The organism is Pseudoalteromonas sp. APM04, from assembly GCF_022809815.1.
Taxonomy (GTDB): domain Bacteria; phylum Pseudomonadota; class Gammaproteobacteria; order Enterobacterales; family Alteromonadaceae; genus Pseudoalteromonas; species Pseudoalteromonas marina.
Window position 1 is genome coordinate 450,738 of sequence record NZ_CP094441.1, and the last position, 25,704, is coordinate 476,441.

At 36.6% G+C, this 25,704-nt stretch carries 23 protein-coding genes; all 23 read left to right on the plus strand.

All coding sequences use genetic code 11. From position 1 onward, the window contains the following. The first annotated feature begins 689 nt into the window (after positions 1–689). The 23 genes from MTP24_RS02085 to MTP24_RS02195 all read left to right on the plus strand — a co-directional run bounded on the left by MTP24_RS02085 (position 690) and on the right by MTP24_RS02195 (position 25,688). Entirely contained in the window at positions 690–1,655 is a 966-nt protein-coding gene (locus MTP24_RS02085) for a Wzz/FepE/Etk N-terminal domain-containing protein (protein WP_243532554.1), read from the plus strand. Between the two features lie 387 nt (positions 1,656–2,042). Further along, on the plus strand, positions 2,043–3,290 hold the full coding sequence (locus MTP24_RS02090) for a nucleotide sugar dehydrogenase (protein WP_076920486.1): 1,248 nt from the start codon (positions 2,043–2,045) through the stop codon (positions 3,288–3,290). Between the two features lie 239 nt (positions 3,291–3,529). Further along, entirely contained in the window at positions 3,530–4,720 is a 1,191-nt protein-coding gene (locus MTP24_RS02095; RefSeq protein WP_076920529.1) for a UDP-N-acetylglucosamine 4,6-dehydratase, read from the plus strand. 15 nt (positions 4,721–4,735) lie between these two features. Further along, entirely contained in the window at positions 4,736–5,890 is a 1,155-nt protein-coding gene (locus tag MTP24_RS02100) for a LegC family aminotransferase (RefSeq protein ID WP_243532556.1), read from the plus strand. Then, on the plus strand, positions 5,890–7,044 hold the full coding sequence (gene neuC, locus MTP24_RS02105; protein WP_076920527.1) for a UDP-N-acetylglucosamine 2-epimerase: 1,155 nt from the start codon (positions 5,890–5,892) through the stop codon (positions 7,042–7,044). The genes MTP24_RS02100 and neuC overlap by 1 nt, the downstream gene beginning before the upstream one ends. Positions 7,045–7,052: 8 nt before the next feature. Then, on the plus strand, positions 7,053–8,126 hold the full coding sequence (gene neuB / locus MTP24_RS02110) for an N-acetylneuraminate synthase (protein ID WP_243532558.1): 1,074 nt from the start codon (positions 7,053–7,055) through the stop codon (positions 8,124–8,126). Beyond that, positions 8,116–8,766 carry a NeuD/PglB/VioB family sugar acetyltransferase gene (locus tag MTP24_RS02115; RefSeq protein ID WP_076920525.1) on the plus strand — a complete coding sequence of 217 codons (651 nt, stop codon included), beginning with the start codon at positions 8,116–8,118 and terminating at the stop codon, positions 8,764–8,766. The genes neuB and MTP24_RS02115 overlap by 11 nt, the downstream gene beginning before the upstream one ends. Beyond that, the gene (locus MTP24_RS02120; RefSeq protein WP_243532560.1) at positions 8,763–9,821 is read left to right on the plus strand and encodes a nucleotidyltransferase family protein; all 1,059 of its coding nucleotides are present in this window, start codon (positions 8,763–8,765) and stop codon (positions 9,819–9,821) included. The genes MTP24_RS02115 and MTP24_RS02120 overlap by 4 nt, the downstream gene beginning before the upstream one ends. Further along, on the plus strand, positions 9,821–10,528 hold the full coding sequence (locus MTP24_RS02125; protein ID WP_243532561.1) for an acylneuraminate cytidylyltransferase family protein: 708 nt from the start codon (positions 9,821–9,823) through the stop codon (positions 10,526–10,528). The genes MTP24_RS02120 and MTP24_RS02125 overlap by 1 nt, the downstream gene beginning before the upstream one ends. Beyond that, positions 10,521–11,483 (plus strand): Gfo/Idh/MocA family oxidoreductase, encoded by a 963-nt coding sequence (locus MTP24_RS02130; RefSeq protein ID WP_076920522.1) that lies wholly within the window; start codon positions 10,521–10,523, stop codon positions 11,481–11,483. Before MTP24_RS02125 ends, MTP24_RS02130 begins: the two co-directional genes overlap by 8 nt. Positions 11,484–11,496: 13 nt before the next feature. Further along, a complete protein-coding gene (locus MTP24_RS02135) occupies positions 11,497–12,435 on the plus strand; it encodes a Gfo/Idh/MocA family oxidoreductase (RefSeq protein ID WP_076920521.1) in 939 nt (312 codons plus the stop codon). Positions 12,436–12,560: 125 nt separating this feature from the next. Then, the gene (locus MTP24_RS02140; protein ID WP_076920520.1) at positions 12,561–13,811 is read left to right on the plus strand and encodes an oligosaccharide flippase family protein; all 1,251 of its coding nucleotides are present in this window, start codon (positions 12,561–12,563) and stop codon (positions 13,809–13,811) included. Continuing rightward, positions 13,801–14,775: a hypothetical protein gene (locus MTP24_RS02145; protein WP_076920519.1), complete on the plus strand. Its 975-nt coding sequence runs from the start codon at positions 13,801–13,803 to the stop codon at positions 14,773–14,775. Before MTP24_RS02140 ends, MTP24_RS02145 begins: the two co-directional genes overlap by 11 nt. A gap of 12 nt (positions 14,776–14,787) precedes the next feature. Then, positions 14,788–15,312: an acyltransferase gene (locus MTP24_RS02150; RefSeq protein ID WP_076920518.1), complete on the plus strand. Its 525-nt coding sequence runs from the start codon at positions 14,788–14,790 to the stop codon at positions 15,310–15,312. Positions 15,313–15,475: 163 nt separating this feature from the next. Continuing rightward, positions 15,476–16,720 carry a hypothetical protein gene (locus MTP24_RS02155; protein WP_076920517.1) on the plus strand — a complete coding sequence of 415 codons (1,245 nt, stop codon included), beginning with the start codon at positions 15,476–15,478 and terminating at the stop codon, positions 16,718–16,720. A gap of 8 nt (positions 16,721–16,728) precedes the next feature. After that, on the plus strand, positions 16,729–17,886 hold the full coding sequence (locus tag MTP24_RS02160) for a glycosyltransferase (RefSeq protein ID WP_243532563.1): 1,158 nt from the start codon (positions 16,729–16,731) through the stop codon (positions 17,884–17,886). Positions 17,887–17,910: 24 nt separating this feature from the next. Beyond that, positions 17,911–18,948, plus strand: a complete 1,038-nt coding sequence (locus MTP24_RS02165) for a polysaccharide biosynthesis protein (RefSeq protein ID WP_076919857.1) — start codon at positions 17,911–17,913, stop codon at positions 18,946–18,948. A gap of 2 nt (positions 18,949–18,950) precedes the next feature. Next, positions 18,951–19,823 (plus strand): SDR family oxidoreductase, encoded by an 873-nt coding sequence (locus MTP24_RS02170; RefSeq protein WP_076919858.1) that lies wholly within the window; start codon positions 18,951–18,953, stop codon positions 19,821–19,823. Then, positions 19,820–20,950 (plus strand): UDP-N-acetylglucosamine 2-epimerase (non-hydrolyzing), encoded by a 1,131-nt coding sequence (wecB, locus tag MTP24_RS02175; protein ID WP_076919859.1) that lies wholly within the window; start codon positions 19,820–19,822, stop codon positions 20,948–20,950. Before MTP24_RS02170 ends, wecB begins: the two co-directional genes overlap by 4 nt. After that, positions 20,935–22,149 carry a glycosyltransferase family 4 protein gene (locus tag MTP24_RS02180; protein ID WP_243532565.1) on the plus strand — a complete coding sequence of 405 codons (1,215 nt, stop codon included), beginning with the start codon at positions 20,935–20,937 and terminating at the stop codon, positions 22,147–22,149. The genes wecB and MTP24_RS02180 overlap by 16 nt, the downstream gene beginning before the upstream one ends. 2 nt (positions 22,150–22,151) lie before the next feature. After that, the gene (locus MTP24_RS02185; RefSeq protein WP_243532567.1) at positions 22,152–23,090 is read left to right on the plus strand and encodes an SDR family oxidoreductase; all 939 of its coding nucleotides are present in this window, start codon (positions 22,152–22,154) and stop codon (positions 23,088–23,090) included. A 15-nt stretch (positions 23,091–23,105) separates the two neighbouring features. Beyond that, a complete protein-coding gene (locus MTP24_RS02190) occupies positions 23,106–23,654 on the plus strand; it encodes a sugar transferase (protein ID WP_076919862.1) in 549 nt (182 codons plus the stop codon). Positions 23,655–23,732: 78 nt separating this feature from the next. Then, positions 23,733–25,688 (plus strand): nucleoside-diphosphate sugar epimerase/dehydratase, encoded by a 1,956-nt coding sequence (locus MTP24_RS02195; protein ID WP_243532570.1) that lies wholly within the window; start codon positions 23,733–23,735, stop codon positions 25,686–25,688. Positions 25,689–25,704: the final 16 nt, after the last annotated feature.

Consider the following 25,704-nt stretch of genomic DNA (forward strand, 5'->3'; position numbering starts at 1 on the left):
AGCAGGCTAATCTTCTCAGTGTAGCGCGCAGTGCCTCGCGTGCTCTGTGGTTCAAAATGATTTTGTAGGCCGGGCTTTACGCCCGCAGGTGTTTACTTAAAGATTATGAACCTAGAACCTAGAACCTATTTTTTTATCAGACCGTAGGAACTGCAACCTAGGGGCGGAAGCGTGCCCGAAGGGCTAGACAAGCAAATAGTTTTGCTTTCAAGCTGGAGCGAGAGAAGCTCTGCGACGAACTAGAACGTGGAGCGTGCCTGAAGCTCGAAGCTCGAAACGTCTGTTAGTGATTTTATTCACCACAGAGGGTAAAGAGAACACAGTGGAAGAGATTAAAGGTAAAGGCTTTTATCAATATAAGCTTTTCTTCTCAGTGAAGCGCGCAGCGCCTCGGTGTACTCTGTGGTTCAAAATGGTTTTGTAGACGGGGCTTTATGTCGCGTAAATGTAGCAGCAGGTTTGGTGTTATGAGGAACGAGCTAAGGTTCCTAAAACCTAAAACAATAACTTGACCTAATGTTCTCGTTATTCAATTTTTGATAGCTGATAGCTGATAGCTGATAGCTGATAGCTGATAGCTGATAGCTGATAGCTGATAGCTGATAGCTGATAGCTGATAGCTGATAGCTGATAGCTGATAGCTGATAGCTCGCGGCCCGAAGCCACTCACTAGAACTTATGAGATTTAAATGGAAAATAACTCAAACAATCTAAACCAAGCAAATATGCCAATGCAAAATAATATTGCCGATGACGAAATAGACTTGCGTGAACTCTTTGCCGTAATTTGGCAAGGTAAATGGATAATTATTGCTATAACTGCCTTGTTTGCTGTGGCTTCAGTTTTTTACGCCATTAACCAACCTAATATTTATAAGTCTGAAGTATTATTAGCTCCAGCAGAGCAAGAAGGTGGCGGCGGTTTGAGTGCATTGGCAGGGCAGTTTGGCGGTTTAGCGAGTTTAGCGGGTGTTAACTTAGGTGGTGGCTCAAGTAATAAAGCCCAATTAGCCATTGAGGTATTAAAGTCACGCCAATTTACCAGCGACTTTATTCAAAAGCATAACATTCTCCCAGATTTAATGGCCGCTAAAACATGGAATATGCAAACGAACACCATTGTATACGATAATGAAATATACGATACTGAAAACAATAAATGGGTGCGTGAAGTAAAAGCCCCCTTTGCGCCTGAGCCTTCAATGCAAGAAGCGTATAAAGAATTTAGTAAAATTATCAGTGCCAACACAGATAAAGAAACCGGTATGGTTAAAATCTCAATAGAGCATGTTTCTCCTTATGTTGCACAGCAATGGGTAGATTGGTTAATTAAAGATATTAACCAAACCATGAAACAGCGTGATGTATTAGAGGCAATAAAAAGTACCGACTTTTTAACACAGCAGCTAGAGCAAACAAAAATTGCTGATATACGTGCGGTACTATACAAGCTAGTTGAAGAGCAAACTAAAACAATCATGTTTGCTAAAGTACGCGACGAATACGTATTTAAAACAATTGACGCAGCATTAGTACCAGAAGAAAAATTCAAGCCTAAACGCGCTCTAATTTGTGTGCTTGGCGTACTTTTAGGTGGAATGCTAAGTGTAATGATAGTATTGATCAGACACTATGTAGGTAACTCTAAATCCTAGAACCTATTTCTAGAAGGCCTATTGGGCACTTTTTATAAAAAGTACAAAAACAAGCAATTACAATGAGATAGTCTAAATTGACTGTCTCAATTTAGAAAAAAGTGTCTCAGTGGGGTGTTAAATGACTGAGATACTAAATTGCAAAAATGCAATTTTATAGTGAGCTATTATGGTCTAACTTAGTAAGTTTAGAGCGTTTTTATCATCAAAAAATGAACGGCAATCCACCCGAAATAGATTGTAAAACGTGTTTTTACCCACGAGAATCCATCTTGATATTCGATTTTTATTGCACATTTTAACTTGAAACTAATTTTAAAATTTAACTTTTACAAAGCTCGAAGTCCAAAGCTCGAAGCTGTATTACTAAACAAAGAGAACACAACTATGCACGATTCATTAACGGACCTAAAAATTGGCATTATAGGTTTAGGTTATGTAGGCCTTCCTTTAGCTGTTGAGTTTTGTAAAAAATTTCCAGTAATAGGTTTTGATATTAACCAAGGTCGAATTGCACAATTACAAGCCGGCCACGACTCTACACTTGAAGTAAGTGATGAAGAGCTTAAACAATCTCCACAACTTAATTTCTCTTACACAGTGTCAGACCTTAAAAGCTGCAATGTATATATTGTTACAGTACCAACCCCCATTGATGAGCATAAACAACCTGATTTAACACCACTAATTAAAGCCAGTGAAATGCTAGGTAAAGTGGTTAAAAAAGGCGACATAATAATTTATGAGTCAACCGTATACCCAGGTGCTACAGAAGAAGCATGTTTACCTGCAGTAGAGAGAGTATCAGGCTTAGTATTTAACCAGGACTTTTTTGCGGGTTATTCGCCAGAGCGTATCAACCCAGGCGATAAAGAACGTCGGGTAACCAATATTTTAAAAGTAACTAGCGGCTCTACTTCTGAAATAGCTGAAAAAATAGATCAGTTATATAAATCTATAATTACAGCGGGTACTCATAAGGCAAGCTCTATTAAAGTAGCTGAGGCATCTAAGGTTATTGAAAATGTTCAACGAGATGTCAATATCGCACTGGTAAATGAATTACACCAAATATTTGAAAAGTTGGGTATAAATACAAAAGAAGTTATAGAAGCTGCTGGTACTAAGTGGAACTTTATGAAGTTACAGCCAGGCTTAGTAGGTGGTCATTGCATAGGGGTTGACCCATACTATTTACTGCACAAATCACAGATATCAGGGTATGTACCAGATTTAATGCGTAAGGCTCGAGAAATTAACGACTTTATGCCAACATATATAGCTCAAGATTTCTTAAAAAAATTAATTAAACAAAAAATAAACCCAGTAGATTGTAAAATTGCCTTACTCGGGTTTACTTTCAAAGAAAACTGCCCTGATATCCGAAATACAAAGGTACTTGATTTATATAAAGCTTTAATAGAACTCGGTTTGAATGTTCAAATTGTCGACCCTTGGGCCAATATTAAGGAAGTTAAAGCAGAATATAACCTAGATATTATTAATTCATATAACAACGAGGCTATCAATGCCTTATTGTTGGCAGTTGGGCACAGCGAACTGATTGAGTTAAGTAGATCATTGAAAGAGGATAAGTTTATTTATGATTTTAAAGGTTTATTAGTGGGTAATTGATAATATTTTCATATTAGGCTTCTTATATAAATGTATTTGGCGGCCTATAAAAGTTAAAAATGTTATTTTCTCTGAAATTATCACCTCAATGAATAATAATCTATTAATAACTTTAGCGACGTAAAGTATAAGAGTGTAAGTACTATAAAGTACAAGTCAAATAATTCTACTACAGGAGCTATTAGTAAATAAATGACAGTAACCTTTCAACCTTTTAAACACTAAATTTAAGTTTAACTATGAATAAAATATTAAAGTTAATTGGTCGTAATAAAACGCTCTTCTTGCATGATATTGATAAAGCGGAGAACAAACTTCAGCAAATAGTGTCAAATTCAAAATTTCTTGTGCTAGGTGGGGCTGGCTCAATAGGCCAAGCTGTAACAAAAGAAATTTTTAAACGTAACCCTAAAAAACTTCATGTTGTTGATATTAGCGAAAATAACATGGTTGAGTTAGTGCGTGACATTCGTAGTTCTTTTGGCTATATCGACGGTGACTTTCAAACCTTCGCACTTGATATTGGTTCAGTTGAGTATGATGCATTTATAAAAGCAGATGGCCAATATGACTATGTATTGAACCTTTCTGCACTTAAGCATGTTCGTAGTGAAAAAGACCCATTTACATTAATGCGTATGATCGACGTAAATGTATTTAACACTGATAAAACAATTCAACAATCGATTGATTGCGGTGCAAAAAAATATTTTTGTGTGTCTACCGATAAAGCAGCTAACCCAGTTAATATGATGGGGGCTTCAAAGCGTATAATGGAAATGTTCTTAATGCGTAAAAGTGAAGACATTGCTATTTCTACCGCTCGATTTGCAAACGTTGCTTTTTCAGATGGCTCATTGCTACATGGTTTCAATCAGCGCATACAAAAACAACAACCAATAGTCGCACCGAGTGATATCAAACGCTACTTTGTTACACCTCAAGAATCTGGTGAGCTGTGTTTAATGTCATGTATTTTTGGTGAAAATAGAGATATTTTCTTTCCAAAATTAAGTGAAGCTTTACACTTAATTACCTTTGCAGATATTGCTGTAAAATACCTTCATGATCGTGGTTACGAACCTTTCTTATGTAAAACTGAAGACGAAGCACGAGAGCTAGTAAAAACGCTACCAGCTCAAGGAAAGTGGCCGTGTTTATTTACTGAAAGTGACACTACAGGTGAAAAAGATTTCGAAGAGTTCTTTACCGATAGTGAAACATTAGACATGGAGCGTTTTGAAAATTTAGGCATTATCAAAAATGACGCAATTTTCGAGCAAGCATTATTATCTGAGTTTGAAGAAAAAATTACTCAAATGAAAGCTGATAAAAATTGGACTAAAGACGAAATTGTCTCACTTTTCTTTAAAATGCTTCCTGATTTTGGGCATAAAGAAACGGGCAAATACCTTGATGGTAAAATGTAATTAGGCAGATATATCATGACTAAACAGCTTGTTTCATTTGTAAAAGATCTCTACCAAACTAACGAGTTTATTCCTCTGCACGCACCCATTTTTTCAGGGAATGAACAACAATATGTATCCGAAACTATAAGCAGCACGTTTGTTTCAAGTGTTGGTAAGTTTGTAGATGACTTTGAAACACATATTGAAAATTACACCGGCACCGCAAAAGCAGTGGCTACTGTAAATGGTACCGCCGCGTTGCATGCAGCACTCTATATGGCGGGAGTTAAAAATAACGATATCGTTATTACTCAAGCACTTACTTTTGTAGCAACCTGTAATGCTTTACATCACATGGGGGCTGAGCCTGCGTTTGTTGATGTATCACCTGTTAGCTTGGGTTTATGCCCTAAAGCATTGTCTGCATTTTTAGAGCAACATGCGGTATTAACCGAATCGGGGCCGATACATAAAAAAACAAAACAGCGCTTTCAGGCAGTGGTGCCAATGCATACATTTGGGCATCCTGTTGAGCTTGATGAACTAATTAGTGTGTGCAATGAGTGGCAGATTGCCTTAGTCGAAGATGCAGCAGAAAGCCTTGGCTCATTTTATAAAGGTAAGCATACAGGTACGTTAGGTGATTTTGGCGCAATTAGCTTTAATGGTAATAAAATTATTACCACCGGTGGCGGCGGCATGGTTTTATGCAAAACCTTAGCCTCGGGGCAGTATACAAAGCATATAACCACTACAGCTAAGGTTCCTCATCCGTATGAATTCTTTCATGATGAAGCGGGCTTTAATTATCGTATGCCTAATCTAAATGCAGCACTTGGTTGTGCGCAAATGGAAAGCCTTGCCGCATTTATCGACAATAAACGTCACCTCGCCAGCCTATATTCAGACTTTTTTAAAGGCTCTGACTTTAAATTTGTAACAGAGCCTAGCTATGCAAAATCAAACTATTGGTTAAATGCAATTATTTGCCCAAATCCCAGTGAGCGAGAAAAGCTACTAAAGCAGACTAATGCTGATGGTGTTATGACTCGACCAATATGGCAACTAATGCATCGACTACCTATGTTCGAAAATGCAATGCGAGGCGATTTAAGCCATTCAGAGTTTATTGAAGCTCACTTAGTTAACATACCAAGCTCTCCAGTTAAAAGTTTAGGCAAGTTATAATGACACAGAAAATAGCTGTATTTACAGGGACTCGTGCAGAGTATGGACTGCTGTACTGGCTTATAAAAGATATTCAAAGTGATCCAGAGCTTACATTACAGCTATTAGTTTCAGGCATGCATTTATCATCTGAGTTTGGTGAAACCTACAAACAAATAGAGCAAGATGGTTTTAGCATAGATGAAAAAATAGAAATTCTACTCTCATCAGATACTGCCGTCGGTACCGCTAAAAGTATGGGGCTTGGTGTGCTTGGTTTTGCTGATGCACTAAGTAGATTAAAGCCTGATGCGCTGGTCATTTTAGGTGACCGCTTTGAAGCACTTGCGGCTGCTCAAACCGCAATGATATTACGCATACCTATTTTGCATCTGCACGGAGGCGAAATCACCGAAGGGGCGTATGATGACGCTATTCGACATGCTATTACTAAACTTAGCTATTTACACGGAACCTCTACCGAGGAATATCGCCAACGTGTAATCCAGTTAGGTGAGATGCCTGAGCGAGTTAAAAATATTGGTGCAATTGGCCTAGATCATTTATCACGTAGTGATTTTATGAGTGTTAATGAAATTGGCAACTCATTAAACTTTAATTTAAAGCAGCCTTACTTTCTTGTTACCTATCATCCAGTAACGTTAGGTGAAGAGCCACCGGAGCAAAGCTTTAGCGCATTACTCGATGCATTAGATGAGTTTAAAGATCATCAGGTTATTCTAACCTACCCCAATGCAGACGATGGTGGGCGCCGTATAATTCCAATACTTGAAGATTATGCTAAACAGCACCCTAATAGAGTATGTGCAATACCGTCATTGGGACAAAAGCGCTATTTGAGCACGGTAAAAAATGCCGCTGTTGTTATTGGTAATTCATCGAGTGGTATCATTGAAGTCCCCGCATTTAACGTGCCTACAGTCAATATAGGCGTACGACAAAAAGGCCGTTTAGCAGCTAAAAGTGTACTTAACTGTATAGCAACAAAAGCCGCTATTTCAGCAGCAATAAAATCGGCTGTTACAGGTAGCTATAAAGATCCAGGCGAAACAATTATTAATCCATATGGCGCCGGCAATGCAAGTGCTCAAGCAATTCAAATGCTCAAATCTTTAGAGTTTGAGCCGAGCAAATCTTTTTACGATTTAAAGTGAGAACCTCTATGACATTAATTATAGCTGAAGCTGGTGTAAACCATAATGGCAGTGACGACATAGCGTTTTCTCTTGTTGATGCTGCGCATCAAGCAGGAGCCAATATAGTTAAATTCCAAACATTTAAAGCTAAAAATTTAGTCACTGAAGATGCACAACAAGCAGAGTATCAAGTCACTAATAGTGGTCAAAAAGAGTCTCAGTACTCAATGCTAAAGCGATTAGAGTTGAGCTACGAAACGCACCATAAGCTAGTGAAATATTGTAATGAGTTAGGTATTGAGTTTTTATCTACCGCATTTGACTCAGAAAGCCTTTCATTTTTAGTTGATGATTTAGGAATAACGCGCCTAAAACTACCATCGGGTGAAATTACTAACGCGCCATTAGTACTAGAACACGCAAGAACAGGTTGTGATCTAATCGTATCAACAGGTATGGCAACGCTTTCTGAAATAGAGCAGGTATTATCAGTAATTGCTTTTGGTTATTTAAACCCAGAAGGCAATCCAACAGAAGAAGCATTACAAACAGCGTATTTTTCAGAGCAAGGTAAGCAATTATTAAAAGACAAAGTAACGCTTTTACATTGTACAACCGAATACCCAGCGCCATTTAATGATATAAATTTAAATGCCATGGATACAATGAAAGACGCGTTTAAGCTAGAAGTAGGTTACTCAGATCATAGCGCCGGAATAGTAGTGCCTATTGCTGCAGTGGCCAAAGGAGCGGTCTTAATTGAAAAACATTTTACTGTTGATAAATCATTACCAGGGCCAGATCACAAAGCATCTCTAGATCCAATAGAATTAAAAGAAATGGTTGATGGAATTCGCATTGTAGAAAAAATATTAGGTGATGGCATTAAAGGACCACGGCCTTCTGAAGTTAAAAATAAAGCCGTTGCGCGTAAAAGTTTAGTTGCAGCACAAGCAATTAAACAAGGAGACATATTGACTGAAAAGCATATTTCAGTGAAACGACCTGGGGACGGCTTTGCACCAATTAATTTTTGGAAATTATTAGATACCCCGGCCACTAAAGATTACTCAGTTGGTCAATTACTCGATGAAAAATAAACCTCTTGTAATGATTGGTGGCGGAGGCCATGCCGCCGCCTTATTAGAAATTCTTTTACTACAAGGAAGAGATATTATTGCTGTTGTCGCACCCGAAATAACAGCAGGCAAGGAATTATTTAAAGGTATTAAGCACTTTAAAAATGATAACGCTATTTTAGACTTTGCTACTGATGAGGTTGAACTTGTAAACGGCATAGGGGCAATGCCTTATTCTGGTTTACGCACCAAGATCCATACTGAATTTAAAAGCAAGTTTTATGGATTTGCCACAGTGATCGCAAGCTCAGCTAATGTGTCTACATACGCAACCATTGCACAGGGAGCACAAGTTTTATCAAATGCCACAATCTGTATAGGAAGTAAAATTGGTTTTGGAACTATAGTAAATACTTCAGCTAGCATTGATCACGATTGTGAAATAGACGCATTTTGTCATATAGCACCGGGTGTTGTAATGAGCGGCCAAGTTCATGTAAAAGAGTCCGTACATATAGGCACTGGTGCAAAAATTATCAATGATATTCAAATAGGCAAAAATACAATAATAGGTGTTGGCGCTAATATTTTAAAAACACTCCCAGACTCCGCTATCGTTTATGGAGCCAGACCATACATAAAACTGGAAGGTAAATTATGACCACAAATTTTGAAAATATTTTGATCTCTCCAGATGTCAAAATACGAGACGCGCTAAAAGTTATAGACAAAGAAGCCATGCACGCCGCTTTAGTTGTTCTAGAGTGTAATAAGTTAATCGGCTTAGTAACCGATGGTGATATTCGTCGAGGATTAATTAACGGCATTGGTCTTGATGATCCTGTGACCGAAATAATGAATACATCACCAACCAGTGCAACAACGTTGATGTCTAATGAATCCTTAAAAATAATGATGCAAAAAAAGAAAATTTTGCTTTTACCTATACTTGATGAAAATGGCCGACTTGTTAATGTAAAAACATTACATGAAACACTTGAGATTGAAAAACGTGATAATCCCGTTTTTTTAATGGCGGGCGGCTTCGGCACTCGATTACGCCCGCTAACAGATAACTGCCCAAAGCCTATGCTTAAAGTGGGCGGTAAGCCAATGTTAGAAACATTAATCAATCATTTTAAAAGTCATGGTTTTTATAAGTTTTATATTTCAACGCACTATTTACCTGAAGTGATCATGAATCACTTTGGTGATGGTAGTCAGCACGATATAGAAATCACATACGTTCATGAAGATGCCCCTTTAGGCACTGGTGGCGCACTTTCTTTATTACCAAAGTCCATTCCTAAGCTACCTCTTATTATGATTAATGGAGATATTCTTACTAACGTAGATTTTAGAAAGGTACTTGATTTTCATAATGCAAACCAAGCTGATGCGACTATGTGCGTGCGCGACTATGAAATTAAAGTGCCTTTTGGTGTTATTGAAGGTAAAGGGAATGAAATTTCAAATATCGTCGAAAAACCCACTTATCGCTACTTTGTAAATGCCGGTATATATGTCATTTCAAATAAAGTAATTGAGTCACTATCAAGTAATGAGTACTTAGACATGCCAACATTATTTGAAAACTTAAAAGCGAACGATGAAAGAACATTAAAATTCCCGATACATGAATATTGGCTAGATGTTGGCCGCCATGATGATTTTAATCGTGCGCAAATAGATATTCATGATCTTGGGGTGCTTTAATGAGCAATGAAAAAACTATTTTAGCGATTATACCTGCTAGGGGAGGAAGCAAACGCCTTCCAGGAAAAAATATCTTACCATTAGCAGGTAAGCCAATGATTAATTGGTCAATCGAAGCGGCAAGAAATGTACCTTCAATAGCGCGAGTAGTGGTAAGTACAGATTGCGAAACCATAGCCAATACGGCAAAGGCCGCTGGCGGAGAAGTCCCTTTTTTAAGACCTGCTAGCCTATCATCAGACACAAGCAGTAGTGTCGATGTAGTACGCCATACGCTCGAGTATTTTAAAGGTATAGGCGAATATTTTGATTATGTATTACTACTCCAACCAACATCGCCTTTACGCTCAGCTGCTGATATACAAGGAGCGATTGATTTATTAAATGTAAAAAATGCTGATTCAGTAATATCAGTTTGTGAGTGTGAGCATTCTCCACTGTGGAGTAATACATTAGATAATTCATTATCTTTAGAAAACTTCATCCCTAAAAACGTAAAAAATATGCGTAGCCAAGATCTACCACAATATTACAGATTAAATGGTGCAATTTATTTAACTAAAGTTGAACAGTTTCTGCAAGAAGGGGGTTTGATGTCAGGCAATAGCGTAGCTTATAAAATGGATAGCCATAGCTCTGTAGACATCGATACAAAACTAGACTTTATAATTGCTGAAACAATCCTGCGAGACAAAATACATGAATAAAATACTTATAATAGGTGCAGGGCAACTAGGAAGCAGACACTTACAAGGTGCTTTACAAAGTGCTTTACCACTGAATATTACGGTTGTAGACCCATCCAGCGACTCGTTAAATATTGCACAGCAAAGAGCCGAGCAAGTCTCTATTGAAAATGTAAAAAGCACAGTGCAATACTCGCAAAGCTTACCAAAAGCAGAGTCATTCGACGTATGTATTATTGCAACCTCAGCACCAGTACGCGCTAAAGTAACAGCCACCTTACTTGCTGAAAATAAAGTTCGTTATATTATTTTTGAAAAGGTATTGTTCCAAGCGCTGCATGAATATACAGAAGTTGCAGCATTGCTTGAACAGCACAATGTAACTGCATGGGTTAACTGCCCTCGAAGACTTTACCCTTCTTATAAGCAAATTAAAGAACTTTTAAACCCGAACGAAGTACTTGCAATGAAAGTGTCTGGTAGCGGCTGGGGAATGGCATGTAATAGCATTCACTTTATCGATTTGTTTTCGTATTTATGTAACGAAGCAAACTTACAAGCTACCGAAAATAATTTAGATACACAATTATTAGAAAGTAAAAGAGCGGGTTTTTACGAGCTAACCGGTAAAGTAAAGTTTATGCTTGGCCAGCATTCATTAGAGCTTGAGTGTACAACGGCTGACGAAGTAGTAATACAAGTATCGCTTTCATCTGATTCTAACACTATATCAATCGACGAAATTGCAGGTACTATCAATACAGCCAATGTTTCAGCTGAGCAACAATTTAAGCACCAAGTAAAATACCAAAGCGAGCTAACCGGTTTAAATATTGATGAAATACTAAATAGCAATACTTCATCATTAACTCCTTTTAATGAGTCGTGTCATCTACATACCTCTATGATTGAGCTATACCTTGAGCATATAAATAACGTGCTAAATAAAAACTTATTAGCGTGTCCAATAACATAAAAAGGAGAACAAAATGATTTGGTTAGTTGGCTCAGGCCCAATGTCGGTTGATTATGCAAAAATTTTAGATGCTCAAAATCGCGATTATATCGTTATTGGCCGTGGTAAAGCATCTGCAGAAGAATTTACCAATAAAACAGGTAAAGAGGTTATTCAAGGCGGACTTGAAGCCTTTTTAGAAACAGCCCCAGCATGCCCTGAAGCGGCAATTGTGAGTGTAGGCGTTGCACAGTTATACGCAACCACTCAACAGTTAATCCAAAGCGGTGTAAAGCGCATATTGGTTGAAAAGCCAGGCGGCACAACATTAACCGAGCTTAATACTTTATATGAGCAAAGTACGGCAAGTGGCTGCGATGTTTTTATTGCTTATAATAGACGTTTCTTTGCTTCAGTTATCGCATTAAAAGAAAGGCTTAAGGCTGAAGGTGGCGTAACATCGTTCAACTTTGAACTAACAGAGTGGGCTCATGTTATAGAAAAAATAGATAAGCCTAAAGACGTGCTCAGTAAATGGTTTTTAGCTAATTCTACTCATGTAGCCGATCTGGCATTTTATTTAGGCGGTCAACCTAAAAAAATGGCTAGCTTTGTTACTGGTGAACTAAATTGGCACCCTACCTCTTCAATCTTCTCAGGGGCTGGTGTGAGTGAATCTGGCGCATTATTTAATTATGCAGCTAACTGGGAGTCGGCCGGACGCTGGGCTGTAGAAATATTTACTAACGAAAACAGATACATATTAAAGCCAATGGAGTCGTTACTAGTGCAAAAAAGAGGCACAATTCCTCAACTTAGTGTCGAAATAGATGAGTCGCTAGATAAAGAATTCAAGCCCGGCTTATATAAACAGTTAGACGCATTTTTACAAGGCGATGTAACAAACCTTTGCTCGTTAGATGAACAACGCCACATGTGTAGTTTTTATAATAAAATGGCAGGTTATGAGTAAGTCCCGTATCATGATTAATATATATGAGTAACCGTAAATTACTAATATGTTAATCTGCTAATGGAATATAGTGTGTAAATTTATGAACTTTTTCTTAGTTTGGAGTTAATGGCTTGTTTCGTTCAATGAAGATAGTTTCTTCTCTAACATTATTAAACTCAGTTTTACCATTTTTGCTACTTCCCATACTGACCTTTCAATTAACATTAGAAGAGTATGGGGGGTTAATACTTCTAGAGAGCTTTATCGTAATTCTTACACCAATACTACAGTTTTCCATTGCAGGGCTTATTGTCGAGTATTTTAAGTTATCTAAATCTGATTTTTCTTTATATCTAACCAACTCATTAATAATAGTGTTACCTGTATTTGTATTTTTTCAAATAATTGTATTTTATTCATCAGAATTTATAGTTGGTCGGTTTGGCTTGCATGAGGGTTGGTTTTTAACCTTGCCAATAATCATCCTTTTTAATGTTACGATTCAAGCATCTGTGTTAGTTTATCAATGCAAAAAGAAATATCGACTTTACTCTCTTTTTTTATTAGGCCCTAATGTTGTAACTTTTATCTTAACAATTTCATTATTATTTTTTTTTGATCTCGGATGGGAATCTAAACTTTTTGCAGTTTTTAGTTCTTTCTTTTTATTTTCGGTCTTGTCTTTTTATCTACTAATAAAAGAGCTTGATATAAAGTGGAAGTTAAGTTGGTTTATGGTTTCATCTAACTTGAAATTTACTTTACCAATTATTCCTCACTCTGTGGCTGCTGGGATGTATTTTATGGCCGATAGGATTTTTATATCAGAGTTTTTAGGAAATGCCTCTGTTGCTATATATGCAGCAGGGATGCAACTGGCTATGATAATGTCAGTACTGCAAAACTCTTTGAGCAAAGCTTGGGCACCATTCGTTATGGAGTTTATAGCACAAAAGGCAGAAGAGAAAACGTTATTTCTTGACGGTTATTCACAGCTTTTTCGTTTTATGTTTTTAGCTTGTTTAGTTGTAATCTTATCTGGGGTAATAATAAGCATTGTAATTTACTTCTTAGTTGATCACTTATTACCGATAGATTACTCGCAAGCTAAATACTTAGGAATCATGTTGATAGGAGGTTTTTGTTTATTGGGTTTTTATAAAGTGTACACTCCAATTCTTTGGTACCACAAAAGAACAGGCTCATTATCTAAAGTAACAGTTATAGTCTTTTTGATAAATTTAGTATTAAATTTACTACTTATTCCAAAGTATGGAGTTTATGGTGCTTGTTATGCGACTATTATTAGTATTGCCTGTCAATTTTTATTCTCACAAGCTATTGTATTCTCAGTAGTTAAAAATCATAAAAGAGGGCCAGTTGGTGTCAATTAAAAGAAAGCTATTTGTAATAATCCAACCACTACAATACCTGCAAGCGCTTGAGTTATTACAGGATTGTGATGAAAATATACTTATAATTCCTTGGGCAAATGAGAATAATCAGTTACATAAACTAGTTGATAAAAAGATTTGGAATAAAGTGTTTTGGATAAAATATAGTGGTACAGCTGTTGATATTGTTAAAAATAATAAAGCAATTAAACAGATGCTCAAAGAGCTTGGCGCATTTGATGAGATCCTTATAAGTGCATATTATAACGAATTTATGAACTTAATAGCTAATTCTAACCCACTTTCAAATAAAGTGCTTCTTGAAGATGGTAATGCAACATTACTGATAGACTCTAGCAAGCACTATAAAAGTATTAAATTTAGGTCTAAGTATATAGTTTGCAAAATATTAGGTTTTGACATTAGACCTATCGATAATGCCACTTTGGTCACGCTTGATCGAAAACATAAAATGGCAACACCATTAATAGCAAAAAATATTATCGTTAATGATTTTCGTAAGCTTCAGAGTGAAGTCGTTAAATATGATTTACACAATTCTGTTTATTTTATAAGTTCAGCATTTATCAATGCAGGAATGATATCAAGGGAAAATTATATCAATTTCTTGCTCAAACTTGCAAAGCAATATGAGCAATGTGAATTTAAAATTGTTTTGCATAGATTTGATAAAAAAACTGATTTTACAGAGTTTAATGGGTTAAGTCATGTTGAAGTTATAGAGTCAACAGGCCCTATAGAGCTATATTTTAAAGATAATATGATTAAGCCGTTGAAAGTTATTACCGCAGGTTCTGGTGCTACAGAAACGTTAGAGCTTATCTATGGTTTTGATGTTAATGTTGTTATACCTAAATTAGAGTGTTTTTATCTAAAACACAGAAAAAATATGGAATTGCTCATCGAGCATTTTCAAGTATCACATCATGTTGAATTATTATAGAGAGATTAATACATGATTAAAGTAATCCGCTTTATGACTCGCATAACAATAAAAATAAAAAGGTTTTTCTGGGTCCTTAAAGTTCGTTTAATTGCAGAGTCTACAGGTAAAGCTATATTTATTGGAGGCCCTTCATCTGTTAATTTTAAAACTATATTGGGGGAGCATTGCAGTTCAAATGGTTTAACGATCAGAGGTTCTGGGAGTGTTAGGATAGACGACTATGTTCATACTGGTAATGACCTATTAATAATAACGAGTAATCATAATTACAAGAATGCTACTTCCTTACCATATGACGATAAGCATGAAAATAAAGGTGTTGTTATTAAAAGGGCCGTATGGATAGGAGATAGAGTTACAATTCTTGGAGGTGTTACAATCGGTGAAGGTGCAATTATTCAGGCTGGCAGTGTGGTCGTTTCTGATATACCAAAGTTTGGAATCGCCGGGGGAAATCCTGCAAAAGTATTTAAATATAGAGATGAGAAGCATTACATAAACTTGGCAAATCAAGATAAGTTTACCCGGTTATAACTCAGATAGGCAATTTCTACAGAGTGCTAAACTTATAAAGTTTTAGTTTTTAAGTTAGCGTTTAAAGTGTTAAATAAAACTACATTTATATAAGCTATAGAGCAAGTATCTATGAAAGCAAAGGCATAAATATTAAATTTAGTTTATAAGCTAGGAAGTTGAAATGGTTAGAACTGGCTTGCCCACTAAATCATCGCAATATATGTTTGTTAGTTACACAACATATTTATTAATCCTTTGGACATTTTTAAATTATGGGGGGAAAGGTGCTGACCCTTACACTGGTGGAGGAATCCGCTGGTTTCTTATTACAATACCTTTATTTATCTATATACTTATAAATTTAGCACTCATAGTAAAAGAATATAAAATCAAGAAAGATCCGATAATTATCTTTTTAGGTTTATATTTACTTTCTAGCTTTTTAACTTCAGTCGTTAACTTTGATATAAAGCACTTCTCAGAAACACTACGCTGGGCACTTCCAATTATATGTATAGTGCATTTCCGAGTATATTTTCCACTACGGCTTATAAATGGACTTTACTTATTTGCGTTATTATTTTTAATTTTTACATTTGATCCACAAGTAACTGATTATGGCTACTTGCCAGGTCAAACTACAGTAAATCTTCATCAAGGAATGTGGTGGCGAGTTTCAATATGGAAATATTTAACACCTCCTTACTCAGCTGCTTTTTCTTTAATCGTATTTTTTGCCAATTACTTTTTAAACAAAAGTAAAAGTAGATACTTGTTTTATATAATTTCAATATACTTCATAATTTTAAGTGGTAATCGAACGAGTTATTTGATTTTTGTTTTGTGTCTTTCGCTAGTTTTTGTATTTGATAAAAATAAGTTTGGATATAATAGAGTTTATTGCATTTTACCTGTATTGAGCCTTGCGATTATTTTTGGATTACAGCTTGCTTCTGATATTATTCCTTTGCTAGGAATACAGAACGAATTTTTTAATAGTGCAATTTTGAGGAGTGACTCAGCTAATGCTGATGCTCAAAATTTATCCTCTCGCTTTTTAATCATCTTAGAGCATTTCAGGCTGATGGGTTCTGCAGGTATAAGTAGTATTGTAGGGATTGGTTCAGACATATATATATCGCCTTATTGGACCGTAAATGGTGGTACATTGGGTGGTTCAACAGACTCTTACTTAACCCACTTATTAGCAAGAGACGGTATATCTTTTTTATTCTTACTTTTTTCTTTTATTTCATTCTTTATAGTGGCAATGAGGGAGAGAAATCTATTTGCATATATAATTTTAATATCACTTCTGTTATACACCGTTGGCTATGGTGCGTGGTTAAATTTAACCAGCCCCGTATTTTTAATTTTCCTAGGTTGTTTGTACCAACAAAATAACCCTCTTACTAAGCCTATATAGAATATAATATGAATAGAAAACGAGTATTAATATTAGCTGATTATTATGTACCAGGTTATATGGCCGGAGGTCCAATAAGGAGCTTACAGAGTGTTTGCGATGCCCTTGGGAGGGAATTTGATATATATTTGGTTACAAGAGATCGTGATTTGGGGGGGGAAGCTAGATATAAAAATATTATAATAAATAGCTGGATGGATGTTGGCTCCGTTAAAGTAATGTATGTTGAAAGTGCCAGTTTTTCATTTGGCTTTGTAAACGAAATATTGAGAAAATTAGAACCAGATGTGGTGCACTTGAATAGCTTAATGTCGATTCGTTTTTCATTCATTCCTTTGTTAACAAGCAGATATTCAAAATACTTTAAGGGCGTGATTTTTTTATCCCCTCGAGGAGAGCTATCTAGAGGAGCCTTGAAAATAGGTGGTTTGAAAAAAAGAGTATATTTATTTGTTATTAAATTACTTAATTTAGATAATTATGTAGAGTGGATTGCTTCTAGCGATGGTGAAAAAAGTGATATATTACATAACTTTGGAACGTCCAAATTAGTAATAAATAGAATTAATAACCTACCTAATTTTAGTCAATGGAAATCTAAAATTGAAAGGACGGTTATTAAAACCCCCAATGAAATTAATTTAGTTTTTTTTTCACGTATTTCTCCCATGAAAAATCTTCATTACTTATTAGATATCCTATCTGAAATAGATATAAATGTTAATTTAGATGTATATGGGCCTAAAGAAGATCTTAACTACTTAAATAGTTGTGAAAATAAAATATCAGTATTGCCAAATAACGTGAAAGTTAATTTATTAGGTACCCTTTCTCCAGAAAATGCATACAGCGTTATGAAAGAATATGATTTATTTGTTTTACCTACTTTGGGAGAGAATTTTGGCCAAGCAATATGGGAAGCACTTGCCTCTTCCTTACCTATATTAATTAGTGATAGAACTCCGTGGAAAAACCTAGAAAAGATAGGAGTAGGTTGGGAAGTAAGTCTTGAAAAGCCTTCTCATTTTCTGCGTATTATAAAAAAAGTTTACTCAATGGGTGAACATGAGCATCGAATCCTAAGAGATAGAAGCAGAAAGTTTGCTCTTGATTACGTTGAAAGTAGTGACTCTCTACATAAGTTGAGAATCATTTATTCTCGTTGATTTTAAATTTTACATAGGTTATTTATGTTTAAAAGCAAAGTTTTACTTATTACCGGCGGCACCGGCTCATTTGGCAATGCAGTTTTGCGTCGCTTTTTAAATACAGACATTAAAGAAATTCGCATTTTTTCACGAGATGAGAAAAAACAAGACGATATGCGCAAGCACTTTAACTCTGACAAATTAAAGTTTTATATTGGCGATGTACGCGATAGCCAAAGCATTAATACTGCAATGCGCGGTGTTGACTACGTATACCATGCTGCAGCACTAAAACAAGTTCCATCATGTGAGTTTTACCCATTAGAAGCCGTTAAAACTAACGTGCTAGGAACAGAAAATGTGTTAGAAGCTGCCATAGCTAATAATGTTGAACGCGTTGTGTGTTTGAGTACAGATAAAGCTGTGTACCCAATTAATGCGATGGGTATTTCAAAAGCGATGATGGAAAAAGTGATTGTGGCTAAAAGCCGTAATTTAGAGCATACCAATACCACAATATGTTGTACGCGCTATGGTAACGTAATGGCATCACGAGGCTCGGTTATTCCTTTGTTTATTCGCCAGGTGGTTAATAATGAGCCTATTACTATTACCGACCCAAGCATGACCCGCTTTATGATGACTTTAGACGATGCGGTTGACTTAGTATTACATGCTTTCGAGAATGGTCAAAATGGCGATGTTTTTGTACAAAAAGCGCCAGCAGCAACTATAGACGTGTTAGTAACCGCGTTACTCGATATGCTTAACAAACCTGAGCATGTTGTAAATGTGATTGGCACCCGCCATGGTGAAAAGTTGTTTGAAGCTTTATGTAGCCGCGAAGAAATGTTTGTAGCGCAAGAGCAAGGTGAATACTTTAGAGTACCTGCCGATAATAGAGATTTAAACTACTCAAAGTTTTTTGAAGAAGGTGACGCAGACCTTTCTAAAGTAGAAGACTACAACTCGCATAATACCGATCGTTTAGATGTTGAAGGTATGAAGCAACTACTACGCAAGCTTGATTTTATGCGTGAAATTGAATCTGGAAATATCGTCGTTCCGGAAGGGGTGTAAGCATGAAGGTATTAATTTTAGGGGCTACAGGCATGTTGGGTTATAGCTTGTTTAGCAACTTAAATGAACACGCTCACTTATCGGTATTTGGTACAGTTAGAAGTATTGCTGGCAAAGAACATTTTTTTAAAGACACTCAGCAGCAGTTAATTACAGGTGTTGACGCTTACGACATTAGTTTTCTGCAGCACGCAATCGAAACAGTGGCTCCTGATGTAGTAATTAACTGTGTGGGTTTAATTAAACAGCATGGTATTTCAAAGCAGCACATAGATGCAGTTAAAATTAATGCATTACTGCCACATGAGTTGGCCAATGTTTGTGATCAGTTTAATGCAAAATTGATTCATTTTTCTACTGACTGTGTTTTTACCGGTGAGGTAGGCTTATATACCGAAGACTCATTACCCGATGCGCGTGACTTGTATGGTAAATCTAAGTGTTTAGGTGAAGTAAGTTATGGCAAACATCTATCGTTACGAACCTCGATTATAGGGCATGAGCTTACTTCTGCTGTAAGCTTAGTAGACTGGTTTTTATCGCAAGGCGAAAGCACTAAGGGCTTTTCTAAAGCCGTGTTCTCTGGCTTGCCTACCTGTTATATAGCGAAGCTGTTGGTAGAGTATATTTTACCAAACCCAGAGGTTGCAGGCTTATTGCACTTATCGGTAGACCCAATTGATAAATACACGTTATTAAAGTTGATTGCAGAGCAATACCAAAAAAAAATTACTATTGCTGAGTCGCAAGAGCTGGTTATAGATCGTTCGCTAAACTCAGATAAATTTAGGCAATTAACGCAGTTTAGCCCACCTCCTTGGAACGAGCTTGTTGAATATATGCATACAGATTACGTAAAAAGGTATAAAGCATGAAAAAGTTAAAAGTTGTTACAGTTGTAGGCACTCGTCCAGAGATTATTAGGCTGTCATGCACCATTGCAAAGCTAGATAAGTTTTGTGAGCATGTGTTAGTGCATACTGGGCAAAACTACGATTATGAACTTAATCAAATATTTTTTGAAGATTTAGGCATTCGCGCACCAGACATATTTTTAGAGTGTGCCGGAGCTACTGCCGCCGAAACCATGGCGCAAGTAATTAGCAAGGCCGATGCCATGTTTGCCGATGTACAGCCCGATGCAATTTTAATATTAGGAGACACTAATAGTGCAATGGCAGCTATTCCGGCTAAACGTAAAAAAATCCCAATTTTTCATATGGAAGCAGGTAACCGCTGTTTTGACATGCGCGTACCCGAAGAAATTAACCGTAAAATAGTGGATCATATTTCTGACGTTAACATGCCTTATACCGACATAGCGCGTGAATATTTATTAGCCGAAGGCCTCAAGCCCGATCTAATAGTTAAAACAGGCAGCCCTATGGATGAAGTGCTAAATCGCTATGAAGCCAAAATTGCCAATGCTGAAATTTTAACCACGCTAGGATTAATATCGGGTGAGTACTTTTTGGTAAGTGTGCACAGAGAAGAAAATGTAGACTCAGAGACAAACATTAACAGTTATGTAAAAGCTTTGAATGCCATTGCCGAAAAATATCAGTACCCTATTATTGTATCGACTCATCCTCGTACTAGAAAAAAAATTGACTTACTTAACCTTGAGTTTCACCCGTTAGTTAAATTGTTAAAACCACTTGGTTTTAGCGATTACGTAAAACTGCAAATGGAGGCGAAAGTTGTATTAAGTGACAGCGGTACCATTACCGAAGAGTCGTCTATTTTAAACTTTCCTGCCATTAATATTAGAGATGCACAAGAGCGCCCCGAAGGCTTTGAAGAAGGTGCGGTTATGTTTACAGGTATGAATGTAGAACGCATACTACAAGCTATCGAAATACTTGATAAACAACCTCGTGGTGAACACAGACTTATTAATAAAGTGCAAAACTACATTGCTCCTAATGTGTCAGACAAGGTATTACGAACCATTATAAGTTATACCGACTATGTAAACAGAGTTGTGTGGAAAAAATATTAATGCGTATCGCTCTTTTACCCGATGATTATTTGCCAAGTAGTACATTGGTGCATGCAAAAATGTTTCATGAACTTGCACAAGAGCTTATAAAGCAGGGACATGATGTAGTAGTTATTACACCAGGGTTACCTGATCAAAATATAAAACTCCTTAAAGAAACCTTTGATGGAGTGCAGGTGTGGCGCTTTCGGGCAGGAGAAAGACGAGGTGTCAGCAAACTAAAGCGAGCACTTAATGAGAGTTTATTGTCATTTCATGCTTGGAGTGCTATCAAGGGGGAGGTAGATAAAGCCCCTTTCGATTTATGTGTGAACTACTCCCCAACAATTTTTTTTGGTGGTTTAACAACTAAGCTCAGAGAAAAGTATAATACATATATTTATTTGGTTTTGAGAGATCTCTTCCCACAGTGGGTAATTGATGAGGGGATGATTAAAGAGGCTTCTTTAATAGCTAAATACTTTCGTTACTTCGAACATTTAAACTATAAGGCATCAGATACGATAGGTTTAATGTCTCAAGCGAATATTGATTATTTTTCTTCGACGAACCCGCAATATAAAAATACTGAAGTGCTTTTAAATTGGGCATCTGTAATACCTTCAAAATTTGATAGTTATTCGATAAATATTAGAAAAGAATTTAAACTTACTAACAAAGTAATTTTTTTTTACGGTGGTAATATAGGTCATGCTCAAGACATGAGCAATTTACTTCGACTTGCTAATAATATTAAAGGTTACTTAAACGCTCATTTTTTATTTATTGGGCAAGGTGATGAGTTTGAGCTTATTAATACCCTCAAAGATGATTTAGAGTTAGATAATGTAACTATATTACCCTCTGTAAATCAGGTTCAATATAAAGAAGTTTTAACTCAAGTAGATGTTGGTTTATTCTCACTTGCAAAAACGCATAAAGCTCATAATTTTCCAGGCAAGCTTTTAGGTTATATGACTCAGTCGTTACCTATATTAGGCAGTGTTAACACTGGTAATGATTTGATTAATTATATTAATGATTCCAAATCAGGGTTTGCTTATGTAAATGGTAATGATGAGGAGCTAACGGAAGGAGCTATAGCTCTATTGAGTGATATAGCATTACGCAAGAAAATGGGGGCTAACGCGTATAAACTATTGAAACAAAAGTTTTCTGTTGAACAAGCGGCACGAAAGCTCTTATCAGTAATGGAATAGTTATGTTGAAAATATTAGTTACGGGTTATTCTGGTTTTGTTGGTAATGTATTAGCTTCGCAGTTAAAGGGTGGCTATCAATTAAACTTACTAGGAAGAAAGCCATCTAATTTAGGTTGTGTTTATACGCATAGTATAGATTCAAAATCACCTTACTCAGATGCTTTGAGTAATGTTGATGTGGTTGTGCATTGTGCAGCAAGAGTTCACATCATGAATGATATTGCTCGTGACCCTCTTAATGAGTTTAGAGGTGTAAACACTCTCGGAACACTTAATTTAGCAAAACAAGCAGCTCAGGCTGGTGTTAAGCGTTTTATCTTTTTAAGTACCATCAAAGTTAATGGTGAAAGTACAACTGGCAAAGCTCCCTATAGAGCGCATGATCAACGCGCCGCCGAAGATCCTTATGGCATCTCGAAAGCAGAGGCTGAACAGCAGCTATTGGAACTGGGTAAGCAAACTGACATGGAGATTGTGATTATCCGCCCACCATTAATATATGGTGAAGGGGTGAAAGCAAATTTTGCATCATTGATGCATTTTGTAGGTAAAGGATTACCATTACCTTTTAGATCAATTAAAAATAATAAGCGCAGCTTAGTTTCTGTTTATAATTTGGTTGATTTAATTAAGGTATGTATTGAGCATCCAAAAGCGGCTAACCATGTGTTTTTAGCGTCTGACGATTATGATTTATCGACGGCTGAAATGGTAGCGTTAATGGCTAAGGTGCAAAATAAAAAAAATCGTGCTTTACCCATGCCTGTTTGGTGTTTTAAATTAGCAGGTAAATTATTTTATAAAAACGATGTTATTGATAGATTAACTGGCTCACTTCAGTTAGATATTTCCCATACAAAAAATACGCTTAATTGGTCGCCTCCATACTCAGTTGAGCATGGTTTTAAACTTGCTGCTAAAAAGCCTTCAACAAAATAATTATTGGATTTATAAATGATACGTTTACTCGACTTTTTGTTTTCACTTTTTGGATTGTTATTCGCACTGCCATTTTTAGTGATTTTGTACATTATTGGTTTATTTGATACCGGCTCCCCTATATTCATGCAAGAACGTGTTGGCCGTAATAAAAAGCCATTTACATTAGTTAAGTTTAGAACTATGACCGTTGATACCGCATCGGTAGCAAGTCACTTAGCAAGTACTGCATCAATTACACCTTTTGGTGGGTTTTTACGTAAAACTAAGTTAGATGAGCTTCCGCAGCTTTGGAATGTGCTAAAAGGCGAAATGAGCTTGGTAGGTCCTCGCCCTGGTTTATTTAACCAAGAAGAATTAACGCAAGCGCGAGAAGCTAAAAATATTTTTGCAGTGCGCCCAGGTATTACAGGCCTAGCTCAAGTGAATGAGATTGATATGTCTACCCCTGAGTTGCTAGCTAAAACAGATCGTGAAATGATTGATACGCTAACAATTGGTAATTATTTTAAATATATACTAATGACGGTGACTGGTAGTGGTAGTGGTGATAGAGTTAAATAATTTAAAGGTTAAAGGTTAAAGGTTAAAGGTTCTAGACTCTAGATTCTAGGTTTTAAATGCTAAGAAAAGGTACTTCTCATGGATGGCTTTATCCGTTCAATCATAAATGCACCACGTGCTAAAAAGCGTGTAATTACTCTATGTATTGATTCACTTTTTATAGCAGCCGCTTTTTGGTTAGCGCTTATTGTTAGGCTTGATAGCTTTGAGCCTTTAAAAAGTGCTAATAACTGGTTGTTGTTAGCGATGTTAATACCTGTCAGCTTGTTGGCATTTATTAATTTAGGTTTATACCGCGCTGTACTTAGGTATATGAACTCGCAAGCTTTGTGGGCGATTATTTTAGGTACACTTATTACAACTATAAGTTTAGTGATTCTCGCGTTTTTTATAAATGTAAGTATACCGCGAACAATGCCATTTATTTTTGCATGGCTTTGCTTATTAACTGTTGGTGGCTCACGTATTTTAGTGCGCGCACTTATTGGTAAAATGATGACTAACAACAAAGAGTCGGTAATCATTTATGGTGCGGGCTCTGCAGGGCGCCAACTTGCTACTGGCTTAAATGCGGGACCGGAATACTTTGTAAGTGCCTTTATTGACGACGATGTAACAAAGCATGCTTCAGTGATTCAGGGTATACCAGTTAAGGCTTTTAAAGAAATACATGATTTAGTACACAAAGGTAAAGCATCTAAGGTACTACTTGCAATACCCAGTGCAAGCCGTGCTCGGCGTAAAGAAGTTCTTGCTCAGCTTGAGCCATTAACTATTAAAGTGCTTTCAATTCCTGGGATGGCTGATGTTGTTGAAGGTAAAGCTAAGCTTTCGGAATTTAGAGATGTTGGTGTAGAAGATTTACTAGGCCGCGACCCCGTAACACCAAAGCCTGAATTAATGACTGCAAATATAGCTAATAAAGTAGTTATGGTTACAGGTGCTGGTGGTTCTATTGGCTCTGAGTTATGTAGGCAAATAGTTAAAATAAAGCCAACTAAATTAGTACTTTTTGAGCGTAGCGAAATCGCCCTTTATTCAATTGAAAAAGAGCTGGCTGAATATATAGCTCGGCAACAATTAACTATTGAGTTAATTCCTATTATGGGGTCGGTACAACGGGTTAACCGCCTTGAAACTGTAATGCTTACCTTTGGTGTGCAAACTGTTTACCATGCAGCGGCTTATAAGCATGTGCCATTGGTTGAGCACAATGTAGTAGAAGGCGTACGTAATAATGTTTTTGGTACCTATTACGCAGCCAAAGCGGCTGTTAATACTAAGGTTGATACTTTTGTTTTGATTTCTACCGACAAAGCAGTGCGCCCAACAAATGTAATGGGGGCTACTAAACGCATGGCCGAATTAGTACTACAAGGCTTAGCACAAGAGCAGGGCACTAAACATACAACGCGTTTTTGTATGGTACGCTTTGGTAATGTGCTAGGCTCGTCGGGCTCGGTTGTGCCGTTATTTCGCCGTCAAATTCAACAAGGCGGCCCAATTACATTAACGCATCCTGATATTACTCGTTATTTTATGACCATACCCGAAGCAGCCCAGCTTGTTATACAAGCGGGAGCAATGGGTAAAGGTGGAGACGTATTTGTACTCGACATGGGCGATTCAGTAAAAATAAAAGATCTCGCTACTAAAATGGTTAGGTTATCAGGCCTTGAAATTAAAACCGAGCATAACCCGCATGGCGATATTGAAATAAAATGCACAGGTTTACGCCCTGGCGAAAAGCTTTACGAAGAGCTATTAATAGGCGATAACGTAGAACAAACACCGCACGAGCGTATAATGACTGCAAACGAAGTAATGCTGCCACTCAATGAGCTTAATGTATTTATTGATGCTCTAGATACTGCTTGTCATAACTTTGAGCATGAAAAAATTCGTCAGTTATTACTTGATGCACCTACAGGCTTTAATCCTACTGACGGTATTTGTGATTTAGTATGGAATGCCAAAAAAGGGGCTTCAGTTGAAACCAAGCCACAAGCTAATGTTGTTAACTTTAATAGTTAACAGTAAAGCGGAATGG